This window comes from Eubacterium sp. BIOML-A2, from assembly GCF_009680135.1.
GTDB classification, from domain to species: domain Bacteria; phylum Bacillota; class Clostridia; order Lachnospirales; family Lachnospiraceae; genus Faecalicatena; species Faecalicatena contortus_B.
On sequence record NZ_WKZK01000067.1, the window covers coordinates 1 to 16,155 of the forward strand.

Below are 16,155 nucleotides of genomic sequence, written 5' to 3' on the forward strand. Positions count from 1 at the left end.
CGACCAGCCTTTGCTAAACGGCGATACCCGTGCGCTGAACGCGCTTCAGCGCATGGGCTAATCGCCCGGAATAATCATACACCATAAAACACAGATATACACTGTGAAGAGCGGAGATACCTTGTCAGGCATTGCTGAAAAATATGGAACTACTTATCAGCAATTGGCACAAATGAATGGGATTTCAAATCCGGATCTAATCTACTCAGGGCAGGAGCTGAAGATTAACGGTACAGCAGATCCGGCTGTAAAAATGTACACTGTTAAAAGTGGAGATACGCTGTCTGGAATCGCAGCCAGATACAACACTGCCTACCAGAAATTGGCCCAAATAAATGGGATTGGTAATCCGGATCTTATACATCCGGGACAGGTTATTAAAATAGGATAAAAAATATTTACGGCTTAGATAAAGCTTATGCAAGAGCCGGATACATCAAAATTAATATGATATCCTACTGGTTTTGTCTTGAACATAAATAGATAACTGGTACATCGTAAAATAAGTAATTTACTTATTTTACGATGTACTGGCTATCACGGTTAGTTGTCTATATGTTGAGGTTTAGCAGGTTTGTTTTTCATATTTAAGGTAATCTGCCTAAATAAGTCGGCGTTCAAACAAACGGAGGATTCAAAAAATATAGCTGCAGGCGCCGACTTTTTATTTAGTTATATATTTTTGTTACCCCCATAAAATATCCTTCCATTCTCAAGATTATACTTATAGGCGCAGGCAGTTGCATAAAGTTTATTTACATGAATACACTTTTTGGCATTAGAACATTCCATGAATTTACTGCAGCATCCGAAACTTCTCACTCTGGAATGATAGTTTTTTAAGCAGTACAGCACATTTTCTTTTATATACCCAAAGATTGATCGATCAGAATAATCAAAGATAATATGTCGGAATGTCTTATCTGACGGCACAGCTTTTCGCTTTCCGGTATGCGGCAGAGGTATTTTTTCAAATTGCAGATTCCTTATAAGCAGTTCTATGGTATCATTCATCTGAATATTCATTACGACGAAGTTCTTTCCGGGATTCACGCAGTCATCTTTTACCGGAGGGTATTCGGGCTCGAATATGCAGATGGACTTTGACATTTCCTCCTTTGACGTGGTCGATAGATTTGCATACAGATGCAGAGAGTTCAATGGAAGCTCTTTTTCCTGGATAATAGATAAAAGCATCTGATTAAGTTCTGCTTCAAAAGAGGTGACGGCAGCAAAAGTATTAGAAATCGCCTCCTTTTCCAGAAGATTTAACATATCAAACAGATCCTTCTCACTGCAAATCCTGATATCAGATCCCTTTGCCTGCAATTCCATAGCTTTTTTGATTTTTGAACCATAATTACCGCATGCCCATTGTTCGCTGCCATAGGTACCGACAATTACATAGTCCGTTTTACCCGAAACAGATCCGACGCATCGCCCGCCGTGGCTCTCAATGATTTCCTTGATTTCTGACTTGCTGCCGTGAGAAAAATCTCCGGTAAGGCAGAAAGCCATTCCGGCTACAGCATCAACTTTATCATGACAGGATTCTGTTAAAGCATCATCTGTAATCACACTTGGAACAGATTCGTGTAGTATGTGGAGCGCCTGGTTTTCTTTTTTCTGCAAAGATGTTCTCGCGTTTGAGCGGTCATCGGTGTATTGGAATTGCTTAGTGGTGACGATAGTATCTGGCAGATGTTCTTTCATATATTGAAAACATTCGTGTACCATAAGGGAGTCAGACAGTGCTCGGTGTGCAGATACTGCACTGCAATGGCAGAATGATGCTAACGCACCGAGTTTGTGACTGCTCAATTCAGGAAGCATCTTTCTGGATAATGTTAAAAGATCGATGTAATAATTATCGATAAACCTTCCTAATAATTTTGCGGTAAACCTGTTCAGGATGTGCAGATCAAAACTTGCAATATTATAGCCAATGAGAGGCTTATCATCAATAAAAGCAATGAATTCAGGAAGAACATTATCCAGTGACGGAGCAGCAGACAACATATCATTAGTAATACCGGTTAAGTTTTCAATCTCTGACGAAATACGGATTCCTGGATTAACTAAACTGCTGAATTCCTCTTTGACTTCATTATTTCGGACAAGAATCCCTGAGATTTCAATGATTTCACATGTTTTAGAGTTACGCCCTGTGGTCTCTAAATCAAAAGAGATGTAGTCTGAAAAATCATATAATTTTTGTTTCATGGCCTGAGTATCCTCTTTAGTCAATACCCGCACTGAGAAAAACACCACAATGATGTTAAGTATTTGGCTTAACATTGCTTGCATGATAAATATAAATCAACATAAATTAATAATAGCAGTTGCTGGAAAGTAAATCAATAAGAATACCATAATATTGGGATCAGACATTTCCAGGGTCTCTTTCTATCTTAGGTATCCTCCTGTAAAGAGGTATGTATCTCAGCGTTTTTTGATGAGTTAGCTGTATCCTTTTCGCTTTCAAGCTGTTTTATTTTCTTAAGAAGAGCGCTTTCCATCCGGTCAGAAACTTCCAGGTTTTCATTTTCCTTATTATACAATATATCTTCCTCTATTATTTGTGCCTGCTTTTCGATTTCCTCTTTTAAGGATAATTTTATTTCATCCATATAACGCACCCCTGTAATAATTATAACGCTATAAGAATAAAAAATATCTGAAAAAATATGGAAATAATCAATAAGACACGATTGATTCTTAGTGGTAAGAGTGGTAGTATAGCCTTAACCCCACATCTTTTTATGAGAGGTGAATCATATGCCAGATGGCGGAGGAAAAGCTTTAAAAGAACATATTAAACATATTGCCGATAAAAATAAAGAAACTGAAAAGAACAATAAAAATAAGAAATAGTTTGTAACTTAGGAGCGCTGATTATGATGTGGGGGAGTATAGTCAAGTTACTTGATGAGATTGTTATAGCTGCTATCATTTCAATGTTAGGTTTTATATGTGGAAAGACATATAAAAAGATACGGAGCTTTTTTTACAAAAGGGCTATGAGCTTCTCCATAGACGGGCTCTGGTATTCCCGCCATAATAATTTTCAGGGAGAAAATATTATTGAGATCATTCAATTTAAGCAAAACAGGGAAGATGTCCTATTTAAACTTATACAATACAAAGAACATAAAAAGAACAGATATACATTCCGGGGAAGAGGGGGTTTCACCACAGATGTGGTTTCTTTATTCTATTGCTCAGATAGTAAAGATCTGAGACAAAATGGTGTTATGACATTGAAAATCTCTTCGCATGATATTAATGATATATGTATGAAAGGTACCTACTATGAGATAAATTCAGAAAGAGCTAAATCCCAGGGATTCTATCCATTTGGGGCATATGAGGTTTATAAGTTAAAAATACCCTTTTTAAAAAGAGCAGATCTGAGATGGAACAGGGGAACATTTTCAAATTATAAAACGGTTGACGAAACGGTAAAAAAGTATGGGGAAACCAAATGAGTTGCAGGAAATGCGGCAAGTGCTGTAGAAGTACGGATTTAGAAAAAAGAATTGTAATTATTTATCCAAGTGATCTGATACATATATCAAATAAACTTCACATAAGCAAAAAAGAGTTTATCCACAAGTATTGTGAGAAGGATGATATCCAATGTGAAGGGTATGTTATAAAAATATATATACTAAAAAATATCAATAATCAATGCATTTTTTTATCTGATAACAATTTATGTGAAATATTTGAACACAGGCCTATACAATGCCGGAAGGCACCTTACAGCTATTTTGCATACGAGGATATATGGGAACATATGCCTTGTTTTGATCTGGAGGAAATGTCTAAAAGCAATAGCGCTGAAAATGATGAGGAGTTGGTGTTAGAATTATTGAGAGGGTATAATATTGAATCTAAAGTATAGATACTACGGGTTTTTCCATTCAATAAAAAGCCGCAATCCCGGGGAATGGGGCTGCGGCTTTTTTGAGTAATTTTTTTCAACTGAAATATGTTCTCAACGCAGATATTAATTCAAATGTGAAATTGCATAATCAGCTTCTTCGGCTGTGAACTGTTCACCGTATTCGGAGGTCAGCTGTTCCCGGATAGCTTCAGCAGACATAGCCAATGATTCCTGGTAGTCTTTTGCTTTTGCTAATGCGTTGGCATTCCAGTCAGCCTCCAAATTATCCATGGCATATTGAGCTTCTTCGGCCGTGAACTGCTCTCCATTTTCAGAGATAAGCTGGTTGTATATACCTAATTTTGACATATGCAAGGAATCGCTATAAGATTTAGCCTTTGCCAATGCATTGGCATTCCAATCAGCATTCAGATTGTCCACTGCATACTGCGCTGCTTCTGCAGGAAATTGCTCACCATATTCGGAAGTAAGCTGGTTATATATTCCGGCTTTAGACATATACATCATATCACTGTAACTGGCAGCTTTTGTTAATGCAGCTTTATACTCAGCAGGAACTTCTGGCTCGGATTCTGGTTTCGCTGTGCTGTCTGTTTTGGTTTCAGGCGTTTTTGCAGTATCATTTGGCGCTGTCTCATTTTCTTTTGCTGTCGAACTTGCCGTTTTATTCTCCGTATTCTTTGTGGTTTTATCCCCTGCATTTCTTGTCCCAGATCCTGAAATTCCGACGAACAAGCATATGATGACTACAATTACTATAGGGACAATGATAGAGATTAAAGCCTTAGTGTTCTTACTTCTGAACATGAATAATACATGCAGTGCACCGAATATAGATGCTAACACGGCCCATATTCCTAAATCAGAGTAACTTCCTACATTTGCTGCAGCGAGAAGTGCGCCGACAATATAAAATCCGGCAGGAACAAGATACGCAGCTGTTGTTTGTTTTTTCTTTAAGCATATTGTAACAATTCCGGCAATCAACATGCATACAGCCAATAAAAATCCGGCAGATCCACTGACTTCACCATTTGAACTTAAGGCATTTGCTGCTCCTGCAACACATGATTGCAGCGAGACTATTAGAAACAATATAATTGAAATGATTCCTAATACCAAACGGAATGTTTTGAAAGCCGCGTTTTTTGGTACCGGAGGATTTGCTTTTGGATGATTTCCATTATTTTGGTCCATGGTATAATAAGTTTGTTCTGCCTCCTGTTGTACAGGCGGGGTCTCTTGAACGGCTGCATCCCCGGATATTTTTGTTCCGCACTCAGTACAAAACTTTGCTCCTTCTGGAATTTCTGCTCCACATTTGCTGCATTTCATAAATAATTCCTCCCTCTTTTTCCTTAGTTTATATTATAGAAAAAACACGACAGATGTGTTAATTCTTCTCCTTTAAACTTGATGGCGGCGTTTGCTTGTTTAGATGAAAAACCGCTCCCTCCTGGATTCAATTACCTTATCAGCCCAGATTTTATCATCGGATAAATCATTGCCGAATTAAGGCTGGAATGGTCTGCTGATGAGGGAGCGGCTTGTGTTTAGTTAATTGGTGTCAGATCAAATGTTAATTCTTTAGGTGTTCCATATTTGCTTTTGAATTCCTCTTCATTCATCTCTCCCGACACGATTTTGCCAAAGTCCTTCCAATAATCTTCGTTGTAATCCATAAACGAATATGTCGCTATTATCTCATCAAGATTCGCGGAATCATCCGCAAGTAAATAAGCTGCGTCATCAATAGAACCACCGGAGGGAACCTGTATTAAGTCTAAATCTTGTGCCTCAATCAGGCTTTCCAATTTGAATCCGTCAGGTAATCTGCCTTCCCAGCTTTTAACATAGCCAAAGGCACTGTCAGTTTCGTTCTTGATATTGAACATGATAGAGATTCGTTTTGTAAATTTACCGTTCGGATCATTATATGGTTCAACTGAATAATGTTCTGCTGTGATTGTAATCTGATCAATAGTGTAAGAATTTTGAACTTTCTCTTCTTTGTCAGTACTCTTATCTTGAGACTGTTTTGTATCGGAGCTCTCATCGGCCGTTTTGTCTGTTGATTCTGCCGGTTTGTCGCTTGCTGAACAAGCGGTCAGTAAAAGCGCCATTCCCAGGATTGTTAAAACTTTAAGTATTTTGTTTTTCATATGATGCCTTCCTTTCTTTTTAACCTTATTTTGAACCTACACGTCCTATTCCATAAAACATTTTTGGCTTAATAATTATTTCATTAAGCACATCTTTTCTTTTATATCCAAATTGCTTTTTTGTATTGTACCATAGACATATTCAATAAGCAAGGAAAGGAGATTTCACAAAAGAGAGGCGCAAAAGAGAGGATCTAGAAATGCATTCAAATTGCTTTCAGTGAATGACAGTATTTATATGCTGTAATATAGATACATTTCCAAAATTGACTTGTCATTATATGAGGTGGAATGAACTCGTTAAAAAATGAAAATAGTTAATATACGACACGTTACGTATACTTTTCTTGGAAAGCATGATAATGTAGAAATATAGGGGGGACGGTCGATTTTATGTCAGATATCGGTTTTAGTATACGTAAGTTACGGCTTCAGAAACACATGACACAACAGCAGCTTGCAAGATTTCTGCATATAACAAGGACGACTCTTTCAAATTATGAACGGGGGAAGCGTTTGCCTGATATTTATATGATTAAGAAGATTGCAGATATCTTTGAGGTTTCAATAGATTCTCTTTTGGAGGGATAGTGGTAAAAAGATGGCTAACTGCAACCATCGTTTTCTTCATGATGAGATCAGAAAATGGAAAGTACATTACTGTGATTCAAATAAAGTAATGCCCGGAATCTTCAGGACTCCGGGCTTGAATGTGGTGGGAAAGGAACTATTTTGAGGAGTAGTTCCAATCTTGTATATATATTAACACATTTCATGATGAATACGCAACATTATGTGCCGCTTATCCACTAAAATATTCATATAGCGAAAGAATTTTTGAAAATATTCATAACACGGAGTTTTCTTCTTGATATATATGTACTTTGACATCCGTTTTCAGATGGTTGTGATATTCAGTATTTATCTTGAACAGATCTGGTTCCTTATCTATCTTTTCCAACGATATAAAAAAGGCCGCAACCCCTTAATACCCCGGGGTTTGCGGCCTTTTTTACGAAAGCTGGAAATCGGACTTGAACCGACGACCCCTTCATTACGAGTGTTCGGGCATAGTCCCGCAAACGCCCATTTTAAGCCATTCTTCGGCGAAAAAATTCATTTTGACTAAAATTTGACTAAATTACTTCAAATTTGCTTTTTTGAAAAAAATTTCCGGGAGCAGTGTTTTGGTTAACTATATTTTTCTTCCAGGTATTGATTTAATTTATCCTTTGAGTTTGATTCTTCTTTTCTAAGCTCCGCATATATGTCTGTCATAGTCTTTGAATCAGCGTGTCCAAACAGCCGTATAGCCTCTAAAATATCTATGCCGGAATAATATAGGATAGTAGCGTATTCGTGCCGGAAAACGTGTGCTGAGAGGCCCTGACACATATCTATGTCGTACACAAGATTGTATTTTCCTTTGTCGTTCTTTTGGTAATGGTGCCTGCCGCCGGCAGCAGTATTTATTTTTAGCTTTATCTTCTCAAAGAACCGTCTGTACTGTGTCCTGGACATTACCGATCCGGCTGAGTTTGGGAAGAGCAGAAGCGTGTTCAGTTGTTGCATATATTCTTCCAGGACAGGTTTAAGCGGGGCCAAAATATCAATGAAGCGTTCTCCGTCTTCACTCTTAGTGTCCTTCAAGTTGGGACGTTCACCGATGAATTCAATGGCTTTGTTGATCCGGATTTTATCATCGAACAAATCAATGTCTGGTTTTGTTATTGCGAGAATCTCCTGACGCCGAAGGCCGGCATAGTGAAGTAATCCTACAAAGCAACGTTCCTGGAGAGTAAAATCAGCTTTCTTTATTGCGGCCCGTTCAATTTTTGTTAAAGCACGCTTCTTCTTCCTTTTGCGCTTTGTTATAGTGATATTCCTGGTAGGATTCTTGGAAATCAGCCCATCGTCTATCGCGCATTCAAATATCTGATTGAGGGTGATCTTGTATTCATGTTGCAGATCCGGGCTGCCGTTGAGCTTATTATATCCTTCCTGTACCTGGGATTTCTTTATGCTGCCTAAGGGGATTGGATCCAGACCCGCGGTGTGGTTCTTCAGTGTGTTTCTATATATCCTTTTTCGATTATAGGATTTATCTGTATTTTCGATATATGTCTCAAACCAATGCCACTTGTATTCGCTGAATGTGGTATCCTTGTCGTTGGCATAGGTTCCGTTCAGCAACTGGGCCTTTACGGAGTCTTTGTTGGACTCGAACTCAGCTACGGAATTTCCGTAGACGGAGACGCGTATCTCCTTCCCTGTTTCATCATCAAAGATTCCTGTGGGGATGGTGGTATGGTATCTTCCATCAGCTCTTTTCTTGTATCTTGCCATATTGTATCACTCCTTTTATAAAATGGCAGAAAAATAGCGTAGTTGACTAAACCACGCTTGGAATGGTACAATATTCTTGTTCGGAGAGTATTGTCGCCATATTCCGTCTGTGGTTCAGATTGAAATGTGGTTGATAGTTTCTCAAACCCGCTCGGTATTGGCGTACCGGGCGTTTTTTTTGATATAGAAACAGTTATTTTCTTAGCTTATATTCAGTTTTTGCATCAGCGCTTCCTGCAGCACCTGTGAGAAGTTCACCCCGGCAGCAGTTGCTTCCTCGTTCATCCATTCCGGAATACTCAATGTCTTTTTTACTGCCTTTGCGTTATGTTTTTTCTGGTATTCCATCATGTCAAATTCTACGATAACAAAAACCCCGTTATCGGCAGAAAGTCTGGTAATGGAAGAGGGCGCGGGTATTTCCTGCCCTTCTTTTTTTCTGCTTGTTATCGCAAGGCCGAGAGCATCAACCGCCATTTCATAAACTTGTTCCATATTGTCCCCATCTGTGAAGCATTCAGGAAAGTCAGGAAATGATACCCAAAATCCGCCTTCCTCTGCCTCGTGAAAAATTGCTGGATAAAATAATTTACTCATCAGACCGCCTCCGTTTGTTTTGGGCGGCGAGACTATTTAAGTCCCGCCTGTTTTAATATAGCTTGCTCCAATCCCTTTTTAAGGGATCCAGAGTGATAAGGAACGATTACCTGTTTTTCTGTTTCCGGGTTTCTCATTTTAATATGAGATCCGTTTTGGCTTATGCTTTCAAAACCATGTTTTTTGAGATGTTTTATCATCTCTTTAGAAGTCATTGGCATCTTTGGTATCTCCTCTCCTTATCATAGTTATATTATAACACGTAATATTACGTATGTCAATAAAAATACGTAGTATTACGTAGAAAAAATCCGGTTATCCATTTCGTTCTTTACAATAACTGGAAACACAGATATAGGAGACACAACGCAGCCTTCAATTTCATCAGGCTTTAGGTCAACCGATGGGGCAGGCAGGTCTTCATGATCATTTACCATCCCATATACGTGAAGCTCCAGCGCTTCTGCAGCCTGCTTCTGTGCCTCATCAATTGTAGCGCCGAAACTGATACATCCCGGAAGGTCGGGATAGTATACGCTGTATCCATCTTTTGTAGGTTCCATAACTGCTAAATAGGTTATTTTACGCATATATTTTCACTCCTTTTTCGGTTAGCAGGCTTTGGAAGGGGGTTAGGGTATTAATTTTGCAACATTGATTGTGAAATCATCATAGATGCAGACATTAATATCTTCTTCAAAGGTATACAGATTGGACTCTTTTTCCTTCTCAAAATCATATACCATGACGGTGCGTTTCTGCGGATCCACGATCCAATATTCCCGGACTCCGGCAGTGCGGTATTTGAATAACTTCACACCGTAATCCATCTGTGGATTAGACGGTGATGTTATCTCTATTACCCAGTCGGGCGCTCCGCTACAGCCTTTGTCTGTGAGCTTGTCTTTATCGCATATAACGCTTATATCCGGCTCCACGTAATTTTCCTCATCCTCATTCAAAAACACGGCAAATGGGGCAGGATATACCTCGCAGGGGTCTCCTTTACGCTTTATAAAGTCACGAATCTGATAATGTAATTCAGATACAAGCTTCTGGTGCTGCCTGTTGGGCGGCGACATCATGTATATCTGCCCGTCTATCAGCTCTGCCCTCTGCCCGTCCGGCAGGGCGTAGATATCATCAATGGTATAAATTCGTTGTTGTGCTAATGCCATAGTTCGTACCTCCTTCTTCTATTTTTATACTGTTATCGTTACACCAAATCGTCGACAGCATCCCAAAAATCCACCTCATTTACTATAGTGAGAGTCTGTCCGGCTTTCCTACGATTTACAGCGTCCTCAATTTTTCTGCCGTAACAAGAAAATGCCCAGCATGGATTACCGTCATTGCCAACTATAAGGTATCTGGTCTTATTCGTAATGCTATTATTGAATTTACCACCAAGTGACGTAATTAGATCGGCTATCTCTTTTCTTTTAGCTCTCAATGACTGTCCTGTAAAACAAAACTGATTTCCGTCAAATTCAATTTCCTGGCATATAGCGCAAATTCCGCTTATGCTGTAGTGTTCCCTCAGAGTTTCAATTTCTTTGCTATTAAGATTATAGGAAGACTTGAGGTCAATAAAATTACTCAAAAATGCTTTTAGCATATTCCGTTCATCTTCAGTTACGATCCCATCGTTTAGTATAGAAAGAAGCAGACTTTCAATCTCATCGAAGGGATAGCACCCAGTCAAATAGTCATTTGACGAAATCCAGGTATTCAGTGTGCGGATCTCTTCATCTGTGATCACGCCGTCAGCAAGTATTCCGTGTATCATCCCATTTAGAAATTGCAGAGAAGAAGTCACCAGGTTATAATAGTCAGAATCTGATACAAAATTATTACACAACCACACAATATCACTTGATTCATCGGCAGTAAGAACACTGTCTTTATATGCTGACTCAATAAGCGGAATCAATTCTTTAAAAGGGTGGCGGTCAATTAAATGCGCATGGCACAAACACCAGTGGCTTAATTCGTTTACCTCATCTTCACTTATTTTGTAATCCGTTGTAATGCCGGCGACAATACCTTTTAATGTGTTTATTGCTTTGTGAAGTTCTGCTGGGGAAGTATATTTCCTATATTCTTCCAATTCTTGTAGATTACTCATAAAGTTCCTCCCTTTTCTCTGCATACCAAGAAAACACCACGTTTATGTTTGGCCTATTGGCTTAACATCATTTTACTTTTCCCAAAACTTTCCCAATACATTGTATGGTTTCAGTTCCCGGAATTTCATCGTATTTCGGATTGTGAGATATTAGCCCATTTTCTCCAGTTTCTTTAATGAAACATTCCCCGTTGACCATAAAAATACCTATGTCACCAATTTCTACAACTTGCATCTTTTCCACATACACTTTGTCACCGTCGTGGAATGTCGGTTCCATGCTATCTCCTTTTACACCTATTACAAAATCAGCCTTTTCTGATAGTTCATTCACTGGTACTTCTATAGTGTCAGTAGGAAGATCCGCGAAAATGTATTCACCTGTCCCTGCAGAGGCAAGTTCATGATAATAGGCCATAAAATATGTCGGCCGTGGTAGTGCATCGTGCTCTGCTGTTTCCAATGACAATAGATTTTCTAAATACGTTGTTGCCTTCTGCTTTCCTATATCCGACAATTTCCGGAATGAGATTATTAATTCTGATTCATCTGCTGTCTCGCAATGCACGTTATATAAAGTGATACTGGCCGAGGACTCCCACCCCATTAAATAAGATGGAGTAGTGCGAAGAGCAAAAGCGAGGGATTCAATTTTATCAGATGGAATATTTGAAATAACTCCGCTTTCATATTTTTGGATTGTCTGACGGCTGACACCTACGAATTTCGCTACTTCCTCAAGCGTAAGATCTAATTCGTCCCTTTTGGCTTTTATTCTATCTCCTAAATTCATTAAGGAATCCTCCTTTTTCTTGTTTATAATCGAATTATAACATATTTCACCTAATAAGCAACAAAAAATGAAAAAAAGTTTAAAATGTATATTGACACGTTACATAACTGTATGCTATCATTGTTGCGTAATAAGCGACAAGGAGGTGTGAAATGATAGACACAAGTAGGTTGGTTGGAATTATTTATTCAAGAGGACTATCACGTGCTAAAGTGGCGAAAAAACTGGGGATTACACCAAAAACCTTTTATGAAAAGATGAAAAAGGGAGTTTTTACAAGCACGGAAATAGAGGCTATGATAGTTATGTTGGATATTGATGCCCCAATGGAAATTTTTTTTAGTCAAGTAGTCGCTCAAGAAGCGACAAGAGGGAAAGGAGAGAAGTAACGACGAACGAGATAATGAAAGACAAATTAAATCGGACACCGATAGAAATTGCACTGGGGATCGATGAAAATGGGATGACTACAGCGAAAAAGTTGTATGACTACTTGGAAATGGACAAAAGTCATTATTCCAGGTGGGTAAAATCAAATATTACGGAGAATCAATTTGCAGAAGAAAGTGCTGATTATTGGGCGCTCGCCACGGATGGCGAACGTGACTTCAACCCGAATCCTACACAAGATTTTAAGTTAGCGGCAATAGCAGAGAGTTCTGGCTTTCAGTACATAGGAAGTATGCAGGATAGGCACCGCGCTGTGAGAACAGAAAGTTATGATCGGCTCAACCGCAAACGTCCGTGCCGATTAGATCAGAGACTCGATCGGGCAAAGGGAGAGGCTGCAAGGGAGGGAGCTACAAAGACCCAAATTAAGGACATAACCAAATTAACAGTAATTGAGGGCGATAAGGATTTCAAGCCTGTGTATGAAGCTGTCATCCGGGAGATGCTGGTGGTCTATAAAGTAAATATATAGCCGGGATGAAAACGCTGATTATTGGGTTCTCGTACTAAAACACGAAAACGTTCAAGGATGTTTAGTAAGTCTGTAAAGTTGAAGTGTACCTTGAAAATTGAATACTGCGGAAGGATTAGTATGGTGTTAAGGATACTCATAAGAGTACCCTTGGGGGAAAGCATGAAGAGACGTTTAAGCCTCTGGGTCATCATCTCTCCAATATTGTGGGATTTTAGTCAGAAGCTCTAATTGTTCAAGGGCTTTATCTTGACCATCATCATTTAGCAGGTCGAAGTATGTGGTTAATAAATCCTTTTTTTCGGTATTCTTAGAAATATAATCCATAGCAACTTCGATATTCGACATGTGTTGTTCTTGCAAAATCTTAACTTGCAAGAACAAATCATTGGCCATTTTTGCTTTTTCTTCGTTTGTAAGATTCGGATCGTTTACTATTGCATCCACTTTTGACTGAATTAATTTTGATTCGACAGAAGGATCCGGGGATTCAAGACTATAAACCAAATCATCTCCAGTAAAAGTTAAAAGTGGAACCTTAAAAAATGATGCAAACTTTTTTAAGGTTTCTATCTTTGGATTTCGTGTGCCGTTTTCATATTGAGCGATTTGCTGTTGAGAGATTTTTAATTTTTCTCCCAATTCTCTTTGCGACATATTAGCTTTTGTTCGATATAGCCTTATTTTTTCACCGATAGTCATGTTATCACCTCATAAAAATAATAACATATTTTAGAAGAATTTAAAAGCAAAAGTTTGTGAAAAAGCATTGAAAAATACAAAAGCTTGTTATATAAATAGAATGTTACATGCAAATGTATGTGTTAATTCCGGGAAGGAGATGAAAAAAATGAGAATAGACAGAATCAAATTCGTGTCAGAACTTACACGGCAGGAACTGACCCAAAAGAAGCTGGCGGAGATGGCAGGAGTGTCCAGGGCCACAATCAACTATATAAAGTCAGGAAAGAGCTGTTCTGATGAAATAGGAAACAAAATTGCAGATGCTCTTCATGTGCCGTTGGAAAAACTACTTGAATAGAAAGGCTTACATATATGTACCTTGAAAACTGAATAGCAACAGTAAACATGCGCGATGTGAGCGCAGAAAGGAGAATTAAATGAAAGAGAATGAATTAGTAGTAAAAGGAAGACAGGAGTTTATGGGAAGAGAAATCCCGGTAGTATTAGGAGGATTTGGAGAAGGAAAGAAATGTGTCTCCGATAGGACTATTGCAGAGATCCACGAAATGGAAGTGAGAAATGTCAGGGCACGTATTACTGATAATATCAGAAGGTTTACTGAAAATGTTGATTTTATCGACTTGAAGAGACGTGCTTGTGAGGTAAGCACGTTGGAATTGCTCCAGAATTTAGGCTATGCAAAGCAGTCCATTACACAGGCGGAACACATTTACATATTATCAGAAAGAGGATATGCAAAGCTCATCAAGATTATGGACACAGATCTTGCGTGGGATATCCACGATAAGTTGATTGATGATTACTTCCGGTTGAGAGATGGAGGGCCGAACTGCATCGAAGATATCCTGATAGAGAGCCTGCAGGAGATGAAGAATATCAGGATGAAGGTAGATACAAATACAGAAGACATAACTAAACTGGATAGTAAAGTGGATTCTATTAAAGAAGTTATCGCACTCAGACCGAATGCATGGCGTAAAGATACTGGGGTCATCATTAATAAGATTGCGTATAGTTTAGGAGGCTCTGAACACATCCGGGCTGTGCGCGAGGAGTCATACAAGATACTTGAGGAGCGAATGCATGTTGCTCTAGGAATCAGGCTGACAAATAAAAAGAAGGCCTATGCAATGAACGGTGTGTGTAAATCGAAAATAGACAAGCTGAATCAACTTGATGTTATTGCTGACGATCCGAAGCTGATAGAAGGATATATAGCGATTATTAAGGAGATGGCAGTGAAGTATGGTGTTTCATTAGAAGAGAGGAAATAGTATATGTACAATTTTTATGTAATGGACGGCAAAAAGTTGATTGATTATAAACCCAAGAAAAAGCATTATGCATCTGCAATAATAAGGTTCTCAGAAAAAATGGGGTGTTTGAATGAAATGAGCAATGAAAAATTCCTGACTGCATATCGGGATAAGTTTAAGCAATATCTATATCTACTGATTAAATTTATTTCAAATGCGTTTGATTCCGGAGAATCTTATACGAAAGAGGAAATAGAAGAATGGTTTTACTTAATTTCCGGAGTGAATGATATGGTGGAGTGTCTTACACCGAATGAATTTATGCAAATGTTCCCGATCGCAAAAGATTACGATGGAGAAAAATACGAAGTCAAAGATTATTTCTACTGTATAGAATACATAAGCCAGATGGATATAAATAAACCGATCGGGCAAGAAAATGGGCCAGAATTTCTAATGGAGTATTGGAATTGGGACATTAATATGTACATGTGTACATGGATGGGGATAGTAAATCGTATGCACCAGGCACACGGCGGCAGAGATATCACTGAAGAGTTTTTTGAAAGTCAGGGCGTGCATTTTACTACATATCATGAGGAAGACGGATATATGGTGAACAATGTGACCGGTGAGAGACATAAGGTATTGAAACCGCAAAAGAATTTGAAGAAGCTGTTCAGCGTATAAACATTGGAATAAACGAAATGTGTCAAAAAAGTTTTTACTTAACTAAATTTATAGTTTAGTGGAGAAACCGTGGCACATCAAATTTATAGATACCCAATCACACAGATTCGTGAGCATGTGGCACAGCGTGGCACACTACATAACTAAATCAAAATTTAGTTGATTAAAACACCGAAAAACCGCGATTTCATGGGGTTTACAGGCGTTTTGAAAGGTGGTAGTATTCGAAAAACAGAAAGAGTTTTCTTCTAAATTTGGAGGAGTGGATTCAGTAGAAAGGAGGGATATCATGGCAGATTTTCCGGAGTTTAGCGTGGGGAGCGTGCCGCTGAAGGTAGTATCTAAAGTATTAAACATGAAACCGGATACTATCAGAGACAAGATGGAAGACGAGACACTTGATTTAGGAATCATTTACAAGGCACGAAAAAAGCGTGGAAAGCGAGAATACAGGAATACTTACATAAGCCCAAAGAAACTGTATGAGCTAACTGGATACGTTTGGAAAGGAGAGAAAGAAGCGATTGAGACAAAAAAAGAGTAAATACCGCCCGCCAAAGCAATGTATTTACTCGAAACATGAAACCCGTCAACAACAGGAATTCCATCTTCATTATATGGGATTCCAACCAGATTTACAAGAAGT

The 16,155-nt window shown here is 38.6% G+C and carries 22 protein-coding genes; 10 read left to right on the forward strand and 12 right to left on the reverse strand.

Annotated features, from left to right (window positions below; translation table 11 throughout):
* Nucleotides 1-103 precede the first annotated feature (103 nt).
* Nucleotides 104-391 (forward strand): LysM domain-containing protein, encoded by a 288-nt coding sequence (locus tag GKG43_RS23780; protein ID WP_279230116.1) that lies wholly within the window; start codon nucleotides 104-106, stop codon nucleotides 389-391.
* A 281-nt stretch (nucleotides 392-672) separates the two neighbouring features.
* Here the strand turns inward: GKG43_RS23780 and GKG43_RS19405 are convergent, their stop codons facing one another.
* Nucleotides 673-2,223 (reverse strand): exonuclease domain-containing protein, encoded by a 1,551-nt coding sequence (locus GKG43_RS19405; protein ID WP_055152121.1) that lies wholly within the window; start codon nucleotides 2,221-2,223, stop codon nucleotides 673-675.
* Between the two features lie 188 nt (nucleotides 2,224-2,411).
* Entirely contained in the window at nucleotides 2,412-2,630 is a 219-nt protein-coding gene (locus tag GKG43_RS19410; protein WP_055152123.1) for a hypothetical protein, read from the reverse strand.
* A gap of 267 nt (nucleotides 2,631-2,897) precedes the next feature.
* Here GKG43_RS19410 and GKG43_RS19415 point away from each other — a divergent pair, with 267 nt between their 5' ends.
* Together GKG43_RS19415 and GKG43_RS19420 are read left to right on the forward strand one after the other, a co-directional pair.
* A complete protein-coding gene (locus GKG43_RS19415; RefSeq protein WP_055152125.1) occupies nucleotides 2,898-3,488 on the forward strand; it encodes a hypothetical protein in 591 nt (196 codons plus the stop codon).
* Nucleotides 3,485-3,907 carry a YkgJ family cysteine cluster protein gene (locus tag GKG43_RS19420; protein ID WP_055152127.1) on the forward strand — a complete coding sequence of 141 codons (423 nt, stop codon included), beginning with the start codon at nucleotides 3,485-3,487 and terminating at the stop codon, nucleotides 3,905-3,907. Before GKG43_RS19415 ends, GKG43_RS19420 begins: the two co-directional genes overlap by 4 nt.
* Before the next feature lie 105 nt (nucleotides 3,908-4,012).
* Here GKG43_RS19420 and GKG43_RS23785 read toward each other — a convergent pair whose 3' ends face one another.
* On the reverse strand, nucleotides 4,013-5,245 hold the full coding sequence (locus tag GKG43_RS23785) for an Ltp family lipoprotein (RefSeq protein ID WP_083487037.1): 1,233 nt from the start codon (nucleotides 5,243-5,245) through the stop codon (nucleotides 4,013-4,015).
* A 218-nt stretch (nucleotides 5,246-5,463) separates the two neighbouring features.
* Nucleotides 5,464-6,072: a hypothetical protein gene (locus GKG43_RS19430; RefSeq protein WP_055152129.1), complete on the reverse strand. Its 609-nt coding sequence runs from the start codon at nucleotides 6,070-6,072 to the stop codon at nucleotides 5,464-5,466.
* Nucleotides 6,073-6,465: 393 nt separating this feature from the next.
* Here GKG43_RS19430 and GKG43_RS19435 point away from each other — a divergent pair, with 393 nt between their 5' ends.
* Entirely contained in the window at nucleotides 6,466-6,663 is a 198-nt protein-coding gene (locus GKG43_RS19435) for a helix-turn-helix transcriptional regulator (protein WP_050639624.1), read from the forward strand.
* Nucleotides 6,664-7,263: 600 nt separating this feature from the next.
* On the opposite strand, the gene GKG43_RS19440 is transcribed toward GKG43_RS19435, so the two are convergent.
* The 7 genes from GKG43_RS19440 to GKG43_RS19470 form a co-directional block, all read right to left on the reverse strand.
* Entirely contained in the window at nucleotides 7,264-8,418 is a 1,155-nt protein-coding gene (locus tag GKG43_RS19440; protein ID WP_055152132.1) for a tyrosine-type recombinase/integrase, read from the reverse strand.
* Between the two features lie 201 nt (nucleotides 8,419-8,619).
* Nucleotides 8,620-9,015 carry a type II toxin-antitoxin system HicB family antitoxin gene (locus tag GKG43_RS19445; protein WP_055152134.1) on the reverse strand — a complete coding sequence of 132 codons (396 nt, stop codon included), beginning with the start codon at nucleotides 9,013-9,015 and terminating at the stop codon, nucleotides 8,620-8,622.
* A gap of 32 nt (nucleotides 9,016-9,047) precedes the next feature.
* Nucleotides 9,048-9,236 (reverse strand): type II toxin-antitoxin system HicA family toxin, encoded by a 189-nt coding sequence (locus tag GKG43_RS19450; protein WP_055152136.1) that lies wholly within the window; start codon nucleotides 9,234-9,236, stop codon nucleotides 9,048-9,050.
* 75 nt (nucleotides 9,237-9,311) lie between these two features.
* On the reverse strand, nucleotides 9,312-9,605 hold the full coding sequence (locus GKG43_RS19455; protein WP_055152138.1) for a type II toxin-antitoxin system HicB family antitoxin: 294 nt from the start codon (nucleotides 9,603-9,605) through the stop codon (nucleotides 9,312-9,314).
* A gap of 42 nt (nucleotides 9,606-9,647) precedes the next feature.
* Nucleotides 9,648-10,193 carry a Uma2 family endonuclease gene (locus GKG43_RS19460; protein ID WP_055152139.1) on the reverse strand — a complete coding sequence of 182 codons (546 nt, stop codon included), beginning with the start codon at nucleotides 10,191-10,193 and terminating at the stop codon, nucleotides 9,648-9,650.
* Nucleotides 10,194-10,231: 38 nt separating this feature from the next.
* Entirely contained in the window at nucleotides 10,232-11,143 is a 912-nt protein-coding gene (locus tag GKG43_RS19465) for a BRCT domain-containing protein (protein ID WP_055152140.1), read from the reverse strand.
* Nucleotides 11,144-11,210: 67 nt separating this feature from the next.
* The gene (locus tag GKG43_RS19470; protein ID WP_055152141.1) at nucleotides 11,211-11,936 is read right to left on the reverse strand and encodes an XRE family transcriptional regulator; all 726 of its coding nucleotides are present in this window, start codon (nucleotides 11,934-11,936) and stop codon (nucleotides 11,211-11,213) included.
* Between the two features lie 152 nt (nucleotides 11,937-12,088).
* On the opposite strand from GKG43_RS19470, the gene GKG43_RS19475 reads away from it, so the two are divergent.
* Together GKG43_RS19475 and GKG43_RS19480 are read left to right on the forward strand one after the other, a co-directional pair.
* The gene (locus GKG43_RS19475; protein WP_055152143.1) at nucleotides 12,089-12,325 is read left to right on the forward strand and encodes a helix-turn-helix domain-containing protein; all 237 of its coding nucleotides are present in this window, start codon (nucleotides 12,089-12,091) and stop codon (nucleotides 12,323-12,325) included.
* Nucleotides 12,326-12,339: 14 nt separating this feature from the next.
* Nucleotides 12,340-12,858, forward strand: a complete 519-nt coding sequence (locus GKG43_RS19480) for an antA/AntB antirepressor family protein (RefSeq protein ID WP_055152145.1) — start codon at nucleotides 12,340-12,342, stop codon at nucleotides 12,856-12,858.
* A gap of 174 nt (nucleotides 12,859-13,032) precedes the next feature.
* Here GKG43_RS19480 and GKG43_RS19485 read toward each other — a convergent pair whose 3' ends face one another.
* Nucleotides 13,033-13,560: a helix-turn-helix transcriptional regulator gene (locus GKG43_RS19485; protein WP_055152147.1), complete on the reverse strand. Its 528-nt coding sequence runs from the start codon at nucleotides 13,558-13,560 to the stop codon at nucleotides 13,033-13,035.
* A gap of 148 nt (nucleotides 13,561-13,708) precedes the next feature.
* Between GKG43_RS19485 and GKG43_RS19490 the strand changes: the two genes are divergently transcribed.
* The 4 genes from GKG43_RS19490 (at nucleotide 13,709) to GKG43_RS19505 (ending at nucleotide 16,053) form a co-directional block, all read left to right on the forward strand.
* Complete coding sequence (locus GKG43_RS19490; protein ID WP_055152149.1) at nucleotides 13,709-13,900, forward strand: helix-turn-helix transcriptional regulator; 192 nt, start codon at nucleotides 13,709-13,711, stop codon at nucleotides 13,898-13,900.
* A gap of 79 nt (nucleotides 13,901-13,979) precedes the next feature.
* On the forward strand, nucleotides 13,980-14,837 hold the full coding sequence (locus GKG43_RS19495) for an ORF6N domain-containing protein (RefSeq protein ID WP_055152151.1): 858 nt from the start codon (nucleotides 13,980-13,982) through the stop codon (nucleotides 14,835-14,837).
* A gap of 3 nt (nucleotides 14,838-14,840) precedes the next feature.
* A complete protein-coding gene (locus tag GKG43_RS19500; protein WP_055152153.1) occupies nucleotides 14,841-15,509 on the forward strand; it encodes a hypothetical protein in 669 nt (222 codons plus the stop codon).
* Between the two features lie 214 nt (nucleotides 15,510-15,723).
* Nucleotides 15,724-16,053 carry a hypothetical protein gene (locus GKG43_RS19505; protein WP_055152155.1) on the forward strand — a complete coding sequence of 110 codons (330 nt, stop codon included), beginning with the start codon at nucleotides 15,724-15,726 and terminating at the stop codon, nucleotides 16,051-16,053.
* The last annotated feature ends 102 nt before the right edge of the window (nucleotides 16,054-16,155 follow it).

What these genes read in the sequence shown, in the direction of transcription:
- GKG43_RS19405 (WP_055152121.1), bottom strand. Translation starts at nt 2,223, where the DNA reads ATGAAACAAAAATTATATGATTTTTCAGACTACATCTCTTTTGATTTA.
- GKG43_RS19410 (WP_055152123.1), bottom strand. Translation starts at nt 2,630, where the DNA reads ATGGATGAAATAAAATTATCCTTAAAAGAGGAAATCGAAAAGCAGGCA.
- GKG43_RS19415 (WP_055152125.1), top strand. Translation starts at nt 2,898, where the DNA reads ATGATGTGGGGGAGTATAGTCAAGTTACTTGATGAGATTGTTATAGCT.
- GKG43_RS19420 (WP_055152127.1), top strand. Translation starts at nt 3,485, where the DNA reads ATGAGTTGCAGGAAATGCGGCAAGTGCTGTAGAAGTACGGATTTAGAA.
- GKG43_RS23785 (WP_083487037.1), bottom strand. Translation starts at nt 5,245, where the DNA reads ATGAAATGCAGCAAATGTGGAGCAGAAATTCCAGAAGGAGCAAAGTTT.
- GKG43_RS19430 (WP_055152129.1), bottom strand. Translation starts at nt 6,072, where the DNA reads ATGAAAAACAAAATACTTAAAGTTTTAACAATCCTGGGAATGGCGCTT.
- GKG43_RS19435 (WP_050639624.1), top strand. Translation starts at nt 6,466, where the DNA reads ATGTCAGATATCGGTTTTAGTATACGTAAGTTACGGCTTCAGAAACAC.
- GKG43_RS19440 (WP_055152132.1), bottom strand. Translation starts at nt 8,418, where the DNA reads ATGGCAAGATACAAGAAAAGAGCTGATGGAAGATACCATACCACCATC.
- GKG43_RS19445 (WP_055152134.1), bottom strand. Translation starts at nt 9,015, where the DNA reads ATGAGTAAATTATTTTATCCAGCAATTTTTCACGAGGCAGAGGAAGGC.
- GKG43_RS19450 (WP_055152136.1), bottom strand. Translation starts at nt 9,236, where the DNA reads ATGCCAATGACTTCTAAAGAGATGATAAAACATCTCAAAAAACATGGT.
- GKG43_RS19455 (WP_055152138.1), bottom strand. Translation starts at nt 9,605, where the DNA reads ATGCGTAAAATAACCTATTTAGCAGTTATGGAACCTACAAAAGATGGA.
- GKG43_RS19460 (WP_055152139.1), bottom strand. Translation starts at nt 10,193, where the DNA reads ATGGCATTAGCACAACAACGAATTTATACCATTGATGATATCTACGCC.
- GKG43_RS19465 (WP_055152140.1), bottom strand. Translation starts at nt 11,143, where the DNA reads ATGAGTAATCTACAAGAATTGGAAGAATATAGGAAATATACTTCCCCA.
- GKG43_RS19470 (WP_055152141.1), bottom strand. Translation starts at nt 11,936, where the DNA reads ATGAATTTAGGAGATAGAATAAAAGCCAAAAGGGACGAATTAGATCTT.
- GKG43_RS19475 (WP_055152143.1), top strand. Translation starts at nt 12,089, where the DNA reads ATGATAGACACAAGTAGGTTGGTTGGAATTATTTATTCAAGAGGACTA.
- GKG43_RS19480 (WP_055152145.1), top strand. Translation starts at nt 12,340, where the DNA reads ATGAAAGACAAATTAAATCGGACACCGATAGAAATTGCACTGGGGATC.
- GKG43_RS19485 (WP_055152147.1), bottom strand. Translation starts at nt 13,560, where the DNA reads ATGACTATCGGTGAAAAAATAAGGCTATATCGAACAAAAGCTAATATG.
- GKG43_RS19490 (WP_055152149.1), top strand. Translation starts at nt 13,709, where the DNA reads ATGAGAATAGACAGAATCAAATTCGTGTCAGAACTTACACGGCAGGAA.
- GKG43_RS19495 (WP_055152151.1), top strand. Translation starts at nt 13,980, where the DNA reads ATGAAAGAGAATGAATTAGTAGTAAAAGGAAGACAGGAGTTTATGGGA.
- GKG43_RS19500 (WP_055152153.1), top strand. Translation starts at nt 14,841, where the DNA reads ATGTACAATTTTTATGTAATGGACGGCAAAAAGTTGATTGATTATAAA.